The following is a 15,862-nucleotide window of genomic DNA, read 5'->3' as shown; positions in this document are numbered from 1 at the left end:
GTCGTCGCGCCTCGACCCGCGGGAAGATCATTCCCCCGCTCGGAGGCGAGGGAAGCCCCGTTCAGCTGAATGCGGGCGCCTCGGGGGTGGGAGCGCCGGACTCCGTACGCCCGAACTTGACCGGACGTGGACGGCGCGGCGTGAGCCGCACCGGCGGCAGCGGCGGAGACGGGATGCGCTCGGAGGCGGCGTGACCGGGCACCCGGCCGAAGCGCTCGGCGGCGTCGTCGGGGTCTTCCCAGGCGGCGCGTGCGGCGGCGACGTCCTCGTGGGTGCGGCCGATGAAGTTCCAGAACATCACGAGGTCGTCGGTGGTCGGCACCCCGCCGAGCAACAGTTGGCGGGCACCGTCGGCACGGCGCAGCCGCAGACTAGAGCGGCCTGGCGCCCAGTACCGCAGTGCCGGCCGCGTGCCGCCCCCGTCGTCCTCATCGCCCATGCCGTGTTCGTCGAGGGTGAGCAACGCGTGCTCGTGGGCCGGGTCGACCTCCACCTCGACGTCCGCGCCCTCGTCGAGCACGACGTCGGCACCGACCAGACCTGGCGCCACCCCCGCCGGCGACGTCGCCCCGCCGAGCGACCCCACCAGCACCGTGGCCCGCACGCCCCCGCGAGCGCCTCCTACCTCGAGCACGGGGAGCTCGCGCTGCTGCTCGAAGCGCGGCGGGTCGTCGTCCTGGTCGCGGGGCAGCACCACCCACAGCTGCACGGCGGACAGCACCGGCGCCCGACCCGACCCGTCCGGCAGCGAGAACTCGCTGTGCGAGACGCCGCGCCCGGCCGTCATGAGGTTGAGCTCACCGGGGCGCACCACGACGTCGCTACCGACGGAGTCGCGGTGGCGGATCTCGCCGGTGAGCGGCCAGGTGACGGTCTGCAGTGCCGTGTGCGGGTGCGGCTGGACGCGCATGTCGACGCGCTGGGGGCCGATCCGGTCGAGGAAGCACCACGCACCGACGGTCGGCACCTCGCGATGCGGCAGCCACCGTTGCACGCTCATGCCGCGCACGCCGCCCAGCGGCACCTCGCGACCCTCCAGCAGCCGTTCCGGCATTCCCGCGTCCACGCCCTGAGTCTGCCCCTGGTCGGCGGTCGGCACGCCTCGGCGAGGATGCCGGTGTGACCGCTGCGACCGACGCTCTGCTGCTGCGCCGCTGCCGCCTCGTCGATCCTGCTGGTTCGGGCAGCGGCCTGGTCGACGTGCTGCTGCGTGGCGGCGCGGTCTCCTCGATCACCCCCTCGATGAGCACGACGACGACGGCGAGCGCGGCCGGCGATGCTCTGCTGCCGCCTGGCGCTGGTGACGCTGCCGCCGTCGTCGTCGATCTCGACGGGCGCTGGCTGCTACCCGGTCTCTGGGACGAGCACGTGCACCTGGGGCAGTGGGCGCAGGTGCGCCGCCGGCTCGACGTGTCGACAGCGGCGAGCGCCGCGCAGGCAGCGGCCGCCGTGACGCAGCGCGCAGCGTCTGAGCACACAGCGTCTGAGCACACAGCGGCGGAGCGAGGCAGGTCCGTCAGCAACAGCGTGCTGGTCGGGTACGGCTTCCGCGACGGGCTGTGGCCTGACGCGCCCTCCGCGGCGCTCCTCGACGACGCGGTCGCCACGGCCGGGGATGCGCAGCGCCCCGTGGTGCTCGTCTCCGGCGACCTGCACTGCGCGTGGCTGTCGAGCGCCGCCGCCCGGCAGGTGGCCGCTCCACTGGGCGTCGTTCCGGACGAGCACGGCCTCGTACGCGAGGAGGGCGCGTTCGCGGTGCAGCGCGCACTGGGTCGCGTCGGTGAGGCGGAGCTCGATGCCGCCGTCGCCGAGGCGCTGGCGGAAGCGGCGACGCGCGGTGTGGTCGGCGTCGTCGACCTGGAGATGACGGACTCCCCCGGCGGCACCGCGGCGGTGTGGGCCCGGCGCGCTGCCGCCGGGGGTCGGGCGGCGTCAGCCGGGCTGCGGGTGGAGGCCGGCACCTACCCGCAGCACCTTGACGAGGCGCTCGCCGCGGGGCTGCGCGGCCGCGCTCCCCTGGTCGCCGGCAACCCCCTGGTGGTGGCTGGACCGTTGAAGGTCATCACCGACGGCTCGCTCAACACGCGCACCGCGTGCTGCCTGGAGCCCTACCCGGGGCGCACCGGACCCGGTGCGCACGGCGAGCTGACCTGGCCCCCGGACCAGCTGGCGGGACTGCTGCGCCGGGGCCGCGCAGGTGGGTTGGAGCCCGCTGTCCACGCCATCGGTGACGCCGCCGTCCGCGCTGCTCTCGACGCCCTGGAGGCCAGCCGACCGGTTGAAGGTGGGGGTGGCCGCATCGAGCACGCCCAGCTGGTGGCGCACGACGACGTCGCCCGCTTCGCCGCGCTCGGCGTGACCGCCAGCGTGCAGCCCGCCCACCTGCTCGACGACCGCGATGTCGCGGAGGTCCACTGGCCCGGCCGCACGCACCGCGCCTTCCCGCTGCGTGCGCTGCTCGACGCCGGTGCACGCCTGGCCATGGGGTCGGACGCTCCTGTGGCGGCGCTCGACCCGTGGCTGGCGATCGCCGCCGCCGTCGACAGGACCGACCCGCGCACGAACCCCTCCAGCGCCGCGCTCGACAGCCAGGGGCGCCCACGCCCGCCGTGGCATCCGGAGCAAGCGATCACGACCGCGGAGGCGCTCGCCGCGAGCGCCCGGGGCAGGTCCGGGGTGGCAGTCGGGGACGTCGCCGACGTCGTCGCCCTCGACGCCGACCCGCTGGCGCCCGGCACCGCCGCCGCCGTCGTGCGCAGTGAGGTGCGGGTGGCGCTGACAGTGGTCGACGGTCGGGTCGTCCACCGGGCGATGTGAACGGCCTACGCCGTCCTGGCGTCCATCGCCTCCGGTAGCGCGTGACGGCGGGAGGCCTTCCTCATCCGCAGGCCCCACCACACGTAAGTGAGGCTCCACACCGTGAGCGCCGCTACGCCCACGCCGTCGCTGGTGAAGAACTTCAGCGGTATCGCCACCAGCAACGCCAGTCCGTTGACCAGCACGGGCCACGCCAGTGGCAGGCGGGGCCTCGAGCGCAGCAGCACCACCGCGAGCACGAGTGTCCCGACCAGCACGGCCAGGGAGCTGACGCCGTAGGCGGCGTCGAGAGCGCCCAGCACCGGCGCGTGGAGCGGAGTGCGGGCCAGCGTGCCTGACCACACCTCGCACGCGACGAGCGCCGCTGTCCCGACCGCGCCGACCAGCGCGGCCGCCGACGCCACGCCGCTCGTCGACCGCCGTGCGGAGGTGTAGGCGAGCAGCACCAGCAGGTGGCTCACCGCCAGCCCGAGCGAGAGCGCCAGGAAAGCGCCCGGCGGCATCGGGGCCGCCCACGTATCCGCGCTCGCCGTCGTCGTCGCGCTCCCCAGGGCCGCACCGAGGAGCAGTGGGAGCGCCCCTCCTGCCACCACTGCCCACCCAGCACGCACCTGATCCTCCCCTCGCCGATGGATCGGTGGCCCGGACGGTAGTGACGGCGCCACTGGGGCGCGGCGTTGTTGCCGGGGAGGAAACGGAGAGTTCAGGCGCGCAGGGCCGCGAGCGTGAGGGTCTCGGTGAAGTCGGCCATGAGGTCGACGGCGGTGAGCAGCTCCGGTCGGTGGTCGACGGCGCGGCGGTGCGCGGTGTACCACGCGGGTGGGACCCCTCGCAGCGACACCCGACGCAGCTGCGGCGGCAGATTGGCCGTCAGCGCAAGTGGCACCACCGTCACCTCCCGGCCCAGGAGCACGCGCTGGGCGACGTGGGCCGTGTTCGTCGCGTCGAGCCCCACGAGGCGCGCCTCGGTCAGGGGCCGCACGTCAGCGAGCACGAAGGGGTGCATGTACTCGTCGGGCAGGCCGCGCCCGAAGATCATGGGCTGGCGGGCGAACTCCTCGACGTCGACGACGCCGCGATGCGCGAACGGGTGGGTGGCGGCCACGAGACCCACCCGCCGGACGTCCGACAGGCGCGTGACGTGCACTCCGACCTCCGGTGAACCGCCGAAGGTCAGGACGACGTCGACGACGCCGCCCAGCAGGTCGGGTGTGAGGGACGCGAAGGCGGTCGGCACCGAGGTGACGGCCACTCCGGGGTGGGCATGGCTGAGCGCCACCTCCAGCGTTGACAAGGCGGCCGGCAGCAGCGGCGCGGTCACGCCGACTCCGGCGGGGACAGCGATGCGCAGCGTGGTGAGGGACCCACCGACCGCAACCAGGCGGGCGTCGCGCTCGGCCCGCAGCAGCAGCGGCGCTACCTGCACGTAGCGCCGTCCGGCGGGGGTCAGGCCCGTGAAGCCGCCCGAGTCGCGCTCCACGAGCGGCACACCGAGCGCTGCTTCGAGGCGGTGCAGACGCTTGGTCACTGCCGAGACGGACACCCCCAGTTCGGTGGCAGCCCTCCCGAAGTGCTGGTGCTCGACGACGGCGAGGAAGGTCGCGACAGCGGTGAGATCGACCTCCACGGCCAGACCGTGCCACGCAGTCGCCCGACGCGCCCGACGGCGGTCGCCGTCGTCCCCTCCTGAGGGACGGATCGCCTGAGCAGGCTGAGCGGCGTTGGTGAACTGCACTTACCTCGCACGACAGGGGTCGGTGGCTCTCGTGGGTCCGAGGAATGCCCCAGCGATGGCCAAGACGGCCGCGGCCACGAAGGCCGGGAGCGCGCCGTACCGCGCGAGGAGTCCGCCGACGATCGGCGCCGCTGCTGCCTGCCCGAGAGCCATGACGAGGAAGGCCAGACCTACCCCGGCAGCCGGGCTGAGCGAGTACGTCTGCGTGCCCCAGATCAGCAGGAGCCCGGTGAGGGTCATGTAGCTCGCGCCGAACACGGCAGCGGCAGCCCACGCCACGACGTCGATGCCTGGTGCGGACGCCAGCAGGACGGTCGCGCACCCCATCAATGCCATCGTGCTCGACCAGGCCGCTCGAAGGCCCCACCGACGGGTGAGGTCACCAGCCGAAGCCCCCAGCACACCAGCGGCTCCCAGCAGGATCCACGCCGTGGTCGAGCTCGTCTCGCTCATGCGCCCGATGCTGGTCAGCACGTCGCGACCGAATGTTGCGACGGCGGCGCTGGCTGCGCCCATGAGCGCGGAGGCAGTGATCAGGCGCGCACTGCCCGAGGGCAGGAGCGGGCGGGGCAGCAGCGCCGGTCGCGGTGCTGCGTCATCCCGCTCACCTGTCGAGGCCGCCAGAGCGATGGCGACGTAGACCGTGACCGCAGCGCATGCGGCAGCGAAGACGAACCACGCGGCCCGCCAGTGCTCCTGGGTCAGGAACGCGACCGGACCAATGACGGCGATGCCCGCGCCGGCCGAGGCGTTGATCACTGTCTGGACCCGGTCTCGCGACCGTTCAGCGATGGCGTGAGCGACGGCCTGGGCCAGCGGGGGCGAGGAGGCACCGGTGCTGGACCCTGCGATGAGCACTCCGGCGGCCACGACGCCGGCGGTGGGGGCGAAGGTCACCATGGCCAGACCCAGCGTCGCCAGGCATCCGGCGCCCACGGCCACCGTCCGCGCCCCGAGGCGCGGAGTCAGCACGGTGCTGGCCACGATCGCCAGGCAGTAGGTGACGTAGGAGCCTGCGGCGATGATGCCGATGAGGTTGGTGTTCAGGTCGAACTCGACGCGGAAGACGGGGACGAAGAACCCGTAGGCGTAGCGCCCGAGCCCGTAGGTCGCAGCGATCAGCAAGGCTCCCGCCCACAGGATCTGCCGCTCCCGGCCCCGTTCGTGTGCTGTCGCGCTCGAGTTTGCGCCTGTCGGGTTGTCCTGCAGCACGACCGCTCCGATCTCACAGATCTGTGAACTTGGTCGCGACAGTAGAGTGCACAGGTCTGTGAAGTCAACGCACGTTTCCGGAGGGGTGGGGGCTGTGGAGCCGACTGAGGAACTCGCCGACCTGCTGAGCCCGCCCACGCTCACCCCCGGTGCCCGGCGCATCCTGGAGGTCGCTTCGGACCTGTTCTACCGAGGCGGCCTGCACGCAGTCGGGGTCGACACCATCGCGGCAGAGTCGGGCGTCACCAAGCGCACCCTGTACGACCGCTTCGGCTCCAAGGACGGACTGATCCGGGCCTACCTGCAGCTACGTCACCAGCGCTGGTGGGAGCGCATGCAACGACGCGTCAACCAGGCGCCAGGTTCGCCGATCCTCGCACTATGGGACTCATACACCCTGGACGCTGAGCCGTCCGATCGTGGCTGCGCCTTCATCAACGCCGCCGGCGAACTCCCCGAGGACCATCCCGCTCGGGACGTGATCCGGGCTCACAAGCGCGCAGTGCTGGACCTTTTGACCGAGCTCCTCCGACGGAGCCGTGGCCCCGTCGACGACGCAGAGTCCACCGCGCGCCAGATCTTCCTGCTGCTCGAGGGCGGCATGTCCCAGCGCGGCATCGACGGAGACGACCACATGCTCCGCAGCGGACGCGAGGTCGTGGAACACCTTCTTGACCTGACGCCCCCGGAAGCTGGTCCAGGGAGCCGAGCGGATTCATGATCAGTTGCTGTGTGACGCATCCGCTCTTCGCCTCACTTCAGACTGACAGGGAGGGGTGCACCCGGACCTGTGGAGTGTCGCTGCAGAGGTGGGGAGCTCCACGGTGGGCGTGAGACGGGTCAGACCCGGTGGCTGCGGGGCTCGCCTACATCCTCACCGTCAGGGGGAGACGGTGAGCTGCGACTGCAGGAGAGCGGCCGTGACGGACAGGGACCGCAGCTCACCCGTGGCGACATCGACCGTGCGGACCCCCGGATCAGCGCCCGCGACGTCGCACCCACCGTCATCGCCGCTGCTCCCGCCGTCCCCGTCACACGTCGGCTCGATGCGGGCACCGGCCACCACGAGCTGGGAACCGTCTCGCGACCAGACGAGGTCCTCGTCGTCGGTACCCGTCAGGGCAAGCACCCGTGCAAGACCGGAGTCGGCATCAGCCAGCACGATGGAGGCGCTCGCCAGCCCGCGTGCGCCGTCGTCGTGACGGAGGAACGCCAGGTGCCGTCCGTCCGGGGAGAAGACCGGGGAGGACTCGACGCTGCTGGCAGTCACGATGCGCCGGGCGGTCGCGCTGGGCACGTCAACGAGCACCACGTCACGAGTCTGACCCGTGGCGAAGTCGTCGCCGTCGAGCGCAAGGGTGTGCCCGTCCGGGCTCCAGTGCGGCACCCCGATGCGCTCGGTCAGGCCGGTAACGGCGCTCTGGGCGCCCGTCGCGACGTCGAACAGCACGAGGCGCGCGGTGCCGCCGTCGCAGGGCCCGGCGTTCTCGCCGAGGTCGACGACGGCGACAGTGCGCCCGTCCGGCGATGGCACGGCGAGGTTCGCGGTGGGGGCCAGGTCAGCGACGCGTCGCACGCCGGTGAGACCCGTACCGTCCGGGGTCTCGGTGTCGGCAACGTCCGCGACGTAGAGGCCGAGCGGTTCACGCGGGGGCGGGGCGTCGCAGAGCGGCGAGGCTGCTGCTGAGCGTCCGATCCACACGAGTCGCCGGCCGTTGGGCGTGCTTCTCGCATCGAGCACCTGCTACGTGGCGGCCACGAGTGCGCCGTCACCGCTGACGTCGTCGCCCTCCATGTCGTCGCGAAGGCTGGTCCGGACGGTGACCAGCTGGCCGACAGCGTCGGGGGTAGCGCGACGAATCATGGCAAGGCGGCGCCCGTCGCCGAGCCACACCGGAGACCACGCCTCCTGGCCACCGCCAACACGTGCGGACGAGCCGGAGGAGAGGTCGACGACGATCACCCCGGTGACGAGATCGCCCGTGTGGAACCCGACGAGCGCCAACCTCCCCGGCCCCGCCGCAGCAGAGTCTTCGGCGGTGGGTCCACTGTCGGCCCGGCGCGCGGCTCCACCGGCGCAACCCGCCGAGCAGAGCATGAGGACACCCACCGCCAGCGCCACGGTGATCTTCCGCATCATCGACTCCTCCGCCGCCCCCTGCACCGCTCCCGTGAGGCGACGCTGCCAGTCGGCGATCCCCCACCATGACGCGGACCGGACCTTCACTGGTGCGCGCTGGCCGATCACACTGGCCCCTGTGAAGCAGCGATCGATCACGGTGGACGGGCTGCAGGTCTCGGTGTCCGCCCTGCCCGATGACGCCGTGACCTACGAGCTGCGCTGGGTGGTCAACGGACAGCAGCGCACCGTGACCGTGGCGAACGCCGACGGCAGCCCTCCCGGTAAGGATCAGCTGGTCAGCGCTGTGCGTGCGCTGTCGCCGGCCGAGGTGCCACAGCTTCCCGCCGGGAGAGCCAGCGGCGTGGTTCGCGTGTGGCACGACGAGGAGGGTTGGGGCGTCATCGATGCGCCCCAGACCCCAGGAGGGTGCTGGGCGCACTTCTCCGTCGTCCTCGTCGAGGGGTACGCCAGCCTCACCGCCGGTCAATGCGTGGAGCTGGAGTGGGAGGCAGCGCGCCAGGACGGCTACGACTTCCGGGCGACGTCCGCGTGGCCCGCCGGGCACAGTCCCGTCGAGAGGACGGCGGCGACGGACGCCCACGGCGGCGCGTACTCCACGTCGCTGATGCTGACCTTCGACACTCCGACGACGGCGGTCGAGCAGCCATGATGCTGACCCCACGCCTGGGACCCCGCCCGACCACGTCCGACGAGGGACCCCACCGCCAGCCGGTCCTCACCGGAGACCGACACTGGGCGCAGCTGCGCTCCGACGGCCTGAGGGCTTCTGTCTACGTGTACTGACAGGTCTCGCGAGGTCACAGGTCGCTGCGTCCGACCTCCGAGCCGTCGGCGGCGTAGCCGATCAGCTGTGGGAGTGCGGTCCCCTCACGCGGAGCGGGGATCCAGCCGTAGAGCGTGCCGTCGTACGACACCGCCGGCCACCGGCGTCCGTCCGCCGTGATCACCTCGGCGGTGGCGGCGTGTCCCGCGGCGGCGGTCCAGACGTAGAGGTCCTGGCTGGTCCACTCCGGTGCATCGTCGGCCCTCACGAGGCTCACGGACGCGACGCCGAACGGCTGCCCCTGCAGACCGGGGGCACACCCGGAGTCCAAGACGTCCAGGAACTCCGACGGTCCCGCGCTGCGCAGGCTCCCGGCTCGTTCGAGGACGACGACGGTGCACGCGGCGTCGGCGCCGTCGAGCGTGGTGCTCGGGGCGGCCATCACGGTGAAGGTGGTGCCGTCCGGACCGGGCGCGGTGGCAACGCGCTCGGCGGTGTCGGAGTCAACGCCGTGGACACCGTTCATGGACCAGTCCTCCGCCCACGACGCGAAGGCCGACGTGAACGCCAGCGGCAGGTGGCCGCCCGCTGCTGCGACACCTCCCCCGGTGAGCACCAGGGCTCCGGCGACGGCGACTGTCACGCCGCGGTGACGAGCCACCCTCCTCCGCGGAACGTTGGCACGAGGAGCGTTGATCAGTGAGGTGCGGCCAGCCTCGGGACGAGCTGCGGCAGAACGAGCTGCGGTCAGGACGCGCTGGCGCACCGCATCATGCGTCTCCGCATCCCAGCCCTGGTCAGTAGCCGAACCCGGGCGGAGGGAGGCCAAGACAGCGAGACGGTCAGCGCTGACGTTCTGCGAGTTGGCGGGGCGATTCATCGCGGGCTCCTAGCGGACGTCGTGACGGTTGCGGGGGCAGTGGCGGGAGTGCGGTTGGTCGCTCGTTGCTGCCTGGGCGGAGCGGTCACGGCTGGGCGGCCCTCGTCGTCGTCCCCAATCGGCTCAAGGGAGGAGGCCCGCAGGCGACGGCGGGCGCGGAAGAGACGGACGTGCATCGCCGAGGTCGAGCAGCCCGCGACGCGAGCGGCCTCGGGCACGCTGAGCCCGTCCCACGAGACGAGCAGCAGCGCCTCGCGCTCGCTGGGAGAGAGTGCGGCGAGAACGGCCAAGACGTCAGCTCGCTGACCGACGGTGACGTCGGCAGCGGCTGCGGGCGCCGCGGACGCGTGCAGGTGAGCGAGCTCGCTGTGCAGCGCGGTGCGGCGGTAAGCGGAACGGCGCTGGTTGGCCATCGTGTTGCGGGCGACAACGAGCAGCCACGGCAGCGGCTGCTCGGGCACGTCGGCGAGGCGACGCCACGCGACGAGGAAGGTCTCCGCGAGCGCCTCCTGCGCGTCATCACGGCCGACGTGCCGGGTGGCGTAGGCCAGCACCCGCGAGGAGCACGACGCCCACAGCTCGTTGAACCTGGCGATGTCGGGGTCGGCGCTGGCGTCAGCAGGAGGTCCGGCGCTCGATCCACGTGGTGGATCGGCGTCGTGGTGAGGAAGGCTCATGCCCTGTGATGTGCTGGCACGCCGCGATCCTTACGTCGGTCGTCCAACAGGTCACGAGATGCCGGCGATCCAGGTCTTCTCCGTTGCGCAGGCGGCGGGCAGGAGTCCCAGCGGCGCCATGCTGCCCGCTTCGCCACCGCCGATGAGCACGTCCTCACCGAGGCGGAACGTCTTCCCCTGGCGACCGGAACCCTCCGTGGCGGGCACGGACAGGGTCTGCGTCGCCGAATCCCACGTCGACCCGTAGGGCCACAGCACCAGCTGGAAGCCGCCCGCGTCGTCGTGAAGGCCAAGGCAGCCCTCCTCAGTCCGGGTCAGGACGCCACCATTGAGCGCCTGCATGACGTCCTGCGGCGGGGACGACGGCACGAGCAGCAACGTGCCGTCGTCGCTGTGCAGCACCTGCTTCCCGCCCTGGTTGGTGAAGCCGAGCGCCGCACGGACGGCCCGCACCGGTGCCGCAGCGACGGTCGCGCGGACCGCCAGGGCGGAGTAGCCGTCCGACGTGGAGCGGGCATACGGCTCGACCCACGAGATCTCTGTGCTGGACGGTCCGGTGCGACGCACTGACGCGAGCGCTGGGTCCCACGCTCCCCACCGCACGGTGGTCGTTCCGCCGATCTCGGCGGTCGGGCGGTCGTCGGGAGCAATCGGATCCGTGGGCTCGTTGACGAGCACTTCGGTCCACGAGACGCCGGCGTCGGTCGCGGACATGCTGTCGATGGCGTCGAGGTCCACTCCCGGCGGCAGGTAGAAGCGGTAGACGGTCTCCAGCTGGGTGAGAACCCCGTTGGTGCCGAGTGCGCCCCCAACGTTCTCCGTGACGGCGCACACCTGGCTCATCCCGCTCGCGTCGAGCCCGTCGAGCTCGGCCGGATGGACCTCGAGGTCCATCTCGATGCGACCGCAGTCCTCGGGCTGGGTGATGGCACCGAACGGACCCGGCGGAGACGGCATCGGCAGCGGCCCCGGCGCGTGCAGCGCCTCCAGCCGGGCGACCTCGTCAGCGGGCAGGTCAGGCACCCCGTCCCGCAGCGGCACCGGGCCGCTCTCGCGAGGGACCGGACTCGGGCTGGCGGTCCCCTGGACCTGCGGGCCGAGGGGACTCACCAGAGCAGGACCGCCCCCGACACCCGAGACAACGACGACGACGACGACGACGACGGCCGCCGCCGCAGCAGCTGCCGCACCGGTGAACACCCACGCCCTGCGGCGCCGCGCACGAGGCCGTGCCGCGTCGACCCGCCGCTTCGCGGCCTCCAGGTCCACCCGTGTGGGCGGCAGCTCCACGGCCAGAAGACGGTCGGTGACCAGGCGCGACAACTGGGCGTCCAGAGCGCGGTCGTGCTCGGTGGCGTCCGGGTCATCGACAAAGTCGAGGTCGACGGCGCCGCGCCCGCCGTCGTCGTCGTCCTCATGACCGAAGGAGGAGGACCTGTCGCGTGGGGTCACCGCGGTGCTCCTTGCTCGGAGGGGTCGGTCAGCAGCTCACGCAGGGCCTGCCGCGCGGCGTGGGTCTGGCTCTTGACGGTGCCCTCGCTGCACCCGAGCGTCCGGGCGGTCTCCGCCACGGAGAGGTGCTCGAAGTAGCGCAGGACGACGACGGCGCGCTGCCCCGGCGAGAGGTCCGCCAGCAGCGCGAACAGCTCCTGCTCGGTGGGGGGCGGATGGCCGGTGCTCGCCGGGGCGCTGCGGCGTGAGTGCTCGTGCGGGGTGAGATCGTCGGTGGTGACCTCGTGGCGACGCCACGGGCGGCGTCCCTCGGAGACGAGCAGCCGGACGAGCGTGGTGCGGGTGTAGCCGTAGGCGTCGCCGCTGCGCACCCGCGACCACGCGCTGTAGACCCGCTCCAAGGCGCCCTGCACGGCGTCGTCGCTGCGGTGCCAGTCCTGGCAGTAGGCGTAGGCGACCCGTCGCAGGCGGGGCAGCGCGAACGCAGCGAACTCGTCGAACGACTCCTCGGCCGATCGTGCGTCCGGGCCCATCCCCCACCTCCTCGGCCCCTCCATACGCACGAGCTGACCAGATGGTTGGGACGAGCCCGGGATCTTCTGAGAAGCCGAGGCTTCGGGGATTCGGGGCTTGCCTTCGAGCGCGCTCGAACTTCTAGCGTCCTCGACATGATCGAGACACCACACAAGGCATCGACGCGGACGTGGCTCATTACGGGGTCGAGCTCCGGGCTCGGCCTCGCCCTGGCGCGGGCGGCCCTCGAGGCCAGTGAGCACGTGATGGGCACCGCCCGTCGGCTCGAGCGGTTCGCGGATCTACAGGCGAAGTTCGGGGAGCGCTTGTCCGTGGTGCAGCACGACGTGCGCGACACGGCGGCGGCTGGCGGTGTCGTGGAGCACGCGATGCGGGTCTTCGGACGTGTCGATGTGCTCGTCAACAACGCCGGGGTCGGGCAGGTCGGCACGGCCGAGGAGGTCAGCGATGCCGCGCTGCGCGACATGCTCGACCAGCACCTCTTCGGGCCGGCGGCACTCGTCCGCGCAGTGCTGCCACACCTGCGGGCGGCCGGGTCTGGGGCGATCGTGCAGATGAGCAGCCAGGGCGGACGCCTGTCGTTCCCGGCGGTCGGCAGCTACTCGGCGGGCAAGTTCGCACTGGAAGGCTGGTCGGAGGCCCTGGCCGGGGAGGTAGCGCCGTTCGGGATCCGGGTGCTGATCGTGGAGCCAAGCAGGTTCCGGACCGAGTTCAACGCCGCTGACGTGCTGCGCGCAGCCGCCCCAAGCGCTGACTACGACGGGGTGGTCGGGGCGATCCGCGCGGACATGGCCGGCGCCGACGGCAGGCAGGAGGGCGACCCCGCGCGGGCGGCCGCTGCCATCCGCGCTGCGCTCGACGCTCCGCAGGCGCCGCTGCGGCTGCCGCTGGGCGCCGAGGCGGTGAGGAACCTCGAACGGACCTACACCCGGTCGCTGGAGGACGTGAGGGCCTGGGCCGATCTGAGCCGGTCCGCCGACTTCCCCGACGCTCCGACGGCCACGCGAGCGTTCAGCACGACGCTGGCGTCGCCATCGTCGTCCTCCTGCTCTTCGTAGGGTGCGGCCGTGTCCACCGATGCGTTGATCGAGCAGCTGCTCGCCGCTCCCCCGGAAGTCGGCAGGTCGGTGGTCGAGGCGCTGCACCAGCTGCTGGACGACTCGATGCTCGACGCCGATGACGATGCGCCGCGGAGCGTCGCCGAGGCGGCCGCGCTGGTCGGCTTGACCGCGCACACGCTGCGCTACTACGAGCAGCAGGGGCTCGTGCGGCCGGCGCGCAGCCCCTCGGGCCACCGCCTGTACCGCGCGGCCGACCTGCGGCGGCTGGTGTTCCTGACCCGCATGCGGCTGTCGGGGATGACCATGCACGACCTCACGCGCTACGTGCGACTGGTCGAGCAGGGCGAGCACACCGTCGACGAGCGGCGGCGCATCATGCTCGAGCAGCGGGAACGGATCCTGCGCAGGATGCGGGAGCTCTCGCTGGCGCTGGAGGTCACCGAGTACAAGATCGAGCTCTACGGAGGTAGTTCTGGCGCCTAAGCCGTGCCGAGCATGACGTTCCGTGAGGCCCCGATCACGCTCCTGAGCTGCTGAAACGAGTCCGACCGGACTGTCGGTGGTTGCCTCTACGGTGGGAACATGAGTTCGAGCGGGGCTCCAGAGTGGGCCGTCGGTGACTACGACGACGAGCCCACTCGCAATTCCGCCACGCCCGCCTTCGCGTTGGACGACGACGGCGAGCGCCTGGTCCCCTTCAGCATCCCCTGGTGGACGAAGGTCCTGGCAGCGGAGCCGTTGACGGGGTCGATCGCCGAACGACGGCGCCTCCGCGGCTGCGTGGTCGCTGCAGTGGAGCAGTCCCCGGGGTCGGCGCAGATGGCAGCGTTGGAGACGCTGCTGACCGTCGTCAACGCCAACCAGTCCTCTGCATCAGCAGCCCCCGAGGTCGACCCCGCCGGGTTGGGCCTGTCGAGTCGGGAGTGGACCGAGGTCATCGCCGCCAGCGACCGGTGCGCCTCCTACCTGTACGCGTTGCAGCTGAACTTCATCGCTGGCCTGGACACTGCGAAGTTGGCGGAGCAGTCCTCGCGGGCGACGTGGAAGGACTCCCGCCGCCCTGCCTCCGATGAACTCGCCCCGGTGCTGCGGATCTCCGGACGGTCAGCGACAGCCCTGGTCGGGCAGGCACGGCAGCTCTGCTTCCTTCCTGCTGCTGAAGAGGCCCTGGTCTGCGGGGTGATGACGCCGTCGCAGTGGCGGGAGCTGGTCACGGTGTGCCGGCGCCTGCCCGAAGGCGTCGAGGGTGAGCGGGCACGCCGGGTCGTGGAGGCCACGGCGGTGGCTGCTGCGGCGACGCTGAGCCGGGCTCGCCTGGCAGCAACGTTGGAGGAAGCGGCGTTGGCTGCTGATCCGGGGTATGCGGCGCGGGCGATGGCCGCGGGTATCAATGACCGTGACGTGGTGCTGCGTGCGTCTCCGCTGCCGGGGTGTGCGCGGATCGTGGCGGATATGGAGTTGGGGGACGCGACGCGGGTGTGGCAGGTGATCAACCAGATCGCGGCGAACGCGTTGGCGGGTGACACCGAGAACCCCGACGCCGGTGACGGCGATGCTGGTGAGGGCGAGCCGGAGACCCGCACCAAGGGGCAGCTGCGCGCGGACGCGTTGGCGAGTTTGGTGCTGGGTGACATCGAAGCGACCCCGGTGACGATCGCGCAGGCCCTGGGCGACCCCGTCCCCGGCGAGGCCGGCGAGCCCACCGAGCCGGCTGCTGACCGCTCTTCCCCGCTCGGGGAGGAGCTGTTCGCCGACGGCGGTCACGCTGACGACCTCGCTGACGACCTCGAGGACACCGACGACGACCGTGATGAGCACGATGTCGAGGACTTCGACGAGGACGACGAGGGCGACGAGGGCGACGAGTCCGGGTCGATGAACGCTTCCGCGGCGCGGGCTGCGGCGGATAACCGCGCTCCGGTGCGGATCCCCACCCCGGAGCAGCGAGCTCGCCTGTCGGAGATCCACATCGTCGTCCTGGCAGACGACCTCATCGACGATGACCTCGAAGACCCCGACGGCGACGAGGATTCCAACGGCCCCGAAGGTGACGAGGGTCCCGAGGATCCGGACAGCGGGCCAGACGACCCATACAACGGGCCTGATGAGGAGCCCGACGGCCCGCCAGACGACGGGCCGGACGGCCGCCCCGGAGACGGCGGCGAGGTTAACGGGCCCGGCGGATGGCCCGACGACCCCGAAGGCCCAGACGACTGGCCCGGCGATCTTGATGACTGGCCCGACACCGACCTCCCCGCCCCTGAACCCAGCAGCCAGCCCCACGGCCACCACGGCCACCACGACCGCGAACCCGAGGAGTCGTCGGGATCGTCAGCGACCCCACCACCAGCACCGACACCGACCTCCCCGCCGGGCTCATCGCCGCCCTCATCGACGGCGACAGCGACGAGTCCACCCGGTGGGCGAGATCGACCCCGCCCCACAAATGCACCCCCCACCTCCGAGCAGCCGGCCCAGTGCCCGGCCCATCGGAGCGACCCCACCCCGCCGCGCCCCAATGCCACCGGGACACCTCCACCTGCCCCGAACCGGCCCAGCTTCACCGGCAGCACCTCGAACAACGCCAA

The 15,862-nt window shown here is 72.1% G+C and carries 15 protein-coding genes and 1 pseudogene; 6 read left to right on the top strand and 10 right to left on the bottom strand.

Annotation, left to right across the window (positions count from 1 at the left end; translation table 11 throughout):
- Window positions 1–61: 61 nt before the first annotated feature.
- On the bottom strand, window positions 62–1,054 hold the full coding sequence (locus tag BXY45_RS06445; RefSeq protein ID WP_109773512.1) for a pirin family protein: 993 nt from the start codon (window positions 1,052–1,054) through the stop codon (window positions 62–64).
- Window positions 1,055–1,119: 65 nt separating this feature from the next.
- On the opposite strand from BXY45_RS06445, the gene BXY45_RS06440 reads away from it, so the two are divergent.
- Window positions 1,120–2,817 carry an amidohydrolase gene (locus tag BXY45_RS06440; protein WP_218566897.1) on the top strand — a complete coding sequence of 566 codons (1,698 nt, stop codon included), beginning with the start codon at window positions 1,120–1,122 and terminating at the stop codon, window positions 2,815–2,817.
- Window positions 2,818–2,822: 5 nt separating this feature from the next.
- Here the strand turns inward: BXY45_RS06440 and BXY45_RS06435 are convergent, their stop codons facing one another.
- The 3 genes from BXY45_RS06435 to BXY45_RS06425 all read right to left on the bottom strand — a co-directional run bounded on the left by BXY45_RS06435 (window position 2,823) and on the right by BXY45_RS06425 (window position 5,677).
- A complete protein-coding gene (locus BXY45_RS06435; RefSeq protein ID WP_146211109.1) occupies window positions 2,823–3,407 on the bottom strand; it encodes a hypothetical protein in 585 nt (194 codons plus the stop codon).
- A gap of 113 nt (window positions 3,408–3,520) precedes the next feature.
- Window positions 3,521–4,444, bottom strand: coding sequence for a LysR family transcriptional regulator (locus BXY45_RS06430; RefSeq protein ID WP_170131342.1), 924 nt, complete (start codon window positions 4,442–4,444; stop codon window positions 3,521–3,523).
- A gap of 108 nt (window positions 4,445–4,552) precedes the next feature.
- Window positions 4,553–5,677, bottom strand: coding sequence for an MFS transporter (locus BXY45_RS06425; protein ID WP_211319284.1), 1,125 nt, complete (start codon window positions 5,675–5,677; stop codon window positions 4,553–4,555).
- A gap of 181 nt (window positions 5,678–5,858) precedes the next feature.
- On the opposite strand from BXY45_RS06425, the gene BXY45_RS06420 reads away from it, so the two are divergent.
- The gene (locus BXY45_RS06420) at window positions 5,859–6,485 is read left to right on the top strand and encodes a TetR/AcrR family transcriptional regulator (RefSeq protein WP_211319283.1); all 627 of its coding nucleotides are present in this window, start codon (window positions 5,859–5,861) and stop codon (window positions 6,483–6,485) included.
- Between the two features lie 159 nt (window positions 6,486–6,644).
- Here BXY45_RS06420 and BXY45_RS06415 read toward each other — a convergent pair whose 3' ends face one another.
- Together BXY45_RS06415 and BXY45_RS06410 are read right to left on the bottom strand one after the other, a co-directional pair.
- Window positions 6,645–7,340: a TolB family protein gene (locus BXY45_RS06415; protein WP_170131341.1), complete on the bottom strand. Its 696-nt coding sequence runs from the start codon at window positions 7,338–7,340 to the stop codon at window positions 6,645–6,647.
- Window positions 7,341–7,508: 168 nt separating this feature from the next.
- The gene (locus BXY45_RS06410) at window positions 7,509–7,991 is read right to left on the bottom strand and encodes a hypothetical protein (RefSeq protein ID WP_146211107.1); all 483 of its coding nucleotides are present in this window, start codon (window positions 7,989–7,991) and stop codon (window positions 7,509–7,511) included.
- A 31-nt stretch (window positions 7,992–8,022) separates the two neighbouring features.
- Here BXY45_RS06410 and BXY45_RS23720 point away from each other — a divergent pair, with 31 nt between their 5' ends.
- Window positions 8,023–8,556: a S1 domain-containing protein gene (locus tag BXY45_RS23720; RefSeq protein ID WP_211319282.1), complete on the top strand. Its 534-nt coding sequence runs from the start codon at window positions 8,023–8,025 to the stop codon at window positions 8,554–8,556.
- 148 nt (window positions 8,557–8,704) lie between these two features.
- On the opposite strand, the gene BXY45_RS06400 is transcribed toward BXY45_RS23720, so the two are convergent.
- From BXY45_RS06400 to BXY45_RS06385, 4 genes are all read right to left on the bottom strand, one after another.
- Window positions 8,705–9,313, bottom strand: coding sequence for a hypothetical protein (locus BXY45_RS06400; protein ID WP_109773506.1), 609 nt, complete (start codon window positions 9,311–9,313; stop codon window positions 8,705–8,707).
- A 233-nt stretch (window positions 9,314–9,546) separates the two neighbouring features.
- The gene (locus tag BXY45_RS06395; protein ID WP_109773505.1) at window positions 9,547–10,227 is read right to left on the bottom strand and encodes an RNA polymerase sigma factor; all 681 of its coding nucleotides are present in this window, start codon (window positions 10,225–10,227) and stop codon (window positions 9,547–9,549) included.
- Window positions 10,228–10,278: 51 nt separating this feature from the next.
- Window positions 10,279–11,679: a hypothetical protein gene (locus BXY45_RS06390; protein ID WP_109773504.1), complete on the bottom strand. Its 1,401-nt coding sequence runs from the start codon at window positions 11,677–11,679 to the stop codon at window positions 10,279–10,281.
- A complete protein-coding gene (locus BXY45_RS06385) occupies window positions 11,676–12,212 on the bottom strand; it encodes an RNA polymerase sigma factor (RefSeq protein WP_109773503.1) in 537 nt (178 codons plus the stop codon). Before BXY45_RS06385 ends, BXY45_RS06390 begins: the two co-directional genes overlap by 4 nt.
- Window positions 12,213–12,347: 135 nt before the next feature.
- Here BXY45_RS06385 and BXY45_RS06380 point away from each other — a divergent pair, with 135 nt between their 5' ends.
- The 3 genes and pseudogenes from BXY45_RS06380 to BXY45_RS06370 form a co-directional block, all read left to right on the top strand.
- Entirely contained in the window at window positions 12,348–13,271 is a 924-nt protein-coding gene (locus BXY45_RS06380) for an SDR family NAD(P)-dependent oxidoreductase (RefSeq protein WP_109773502.1), read from the top strand.
- A gap of 9 nt (window positions 13,272–13,280) precedes the next feature.
- Window positions 13,281–13,757 (top strand): MerR family transcriptional regulator, encoded by a 477-nt coding sequence (locus tag BXY45_RS06375; protein WP_109773501.1) that lies wholly within the window; start codon window positions 13,281–13,283, stop codon window positions 13,755–13,757.
- Between the two features lie 99 nt (window positions 13,758–13,856).
- Window positions 13,857–15,862, top strand: a pseudogene (locus BXY45_RS06370) (hypothetical protein); the annotation flags it as partial.

It is taken from the genome of Quadrisphaera granulorum (genome assembly GCF_003149145.1).
GTDB classification, from domain to species: Bacteria; Actinomycetota; Actinomycetes; order Actinomycetales; family Quadrisphaeraceae; genus Quadrisphaera; species Quadrisphaera granulorum.
The sequence above is the reverse complement of the archived record's forward strand: the minus strand, read 5'-3'. Positions and strand labels throughout refer to the sequence as shown.

Coding starts and splice junctions, on each gene's coding strand:
- BXY45_RS06445 (WP_109773512.1), bottom strand. CDS start 1,054: ATGCCGGAACGGCTGCTGGAGGGTCGCGAGGTGCCGCTGGGCGGCGTG.
- BXY45_RS06395 (WP_109773505.1), bottom strand. CDS start 10,227: ATGAGCCTTCCTCACCACGACGCCGATCCACCACGTGGATCGAGCGCC.
- BXY45_RS06385 (WP_109773503.1), bottom strand. CDS start 12,212: ATGGGCCCGGACGCACGATCGGCCGAGGAGTCGTTCGACGAGTTCGCT.
- BXY45_RS06380 (WP_109773502.1), top strand. CDS start 12,348: ATGATCGAGACACCACACAAGGCATCGACGCGGACGTGGCTCATTACG.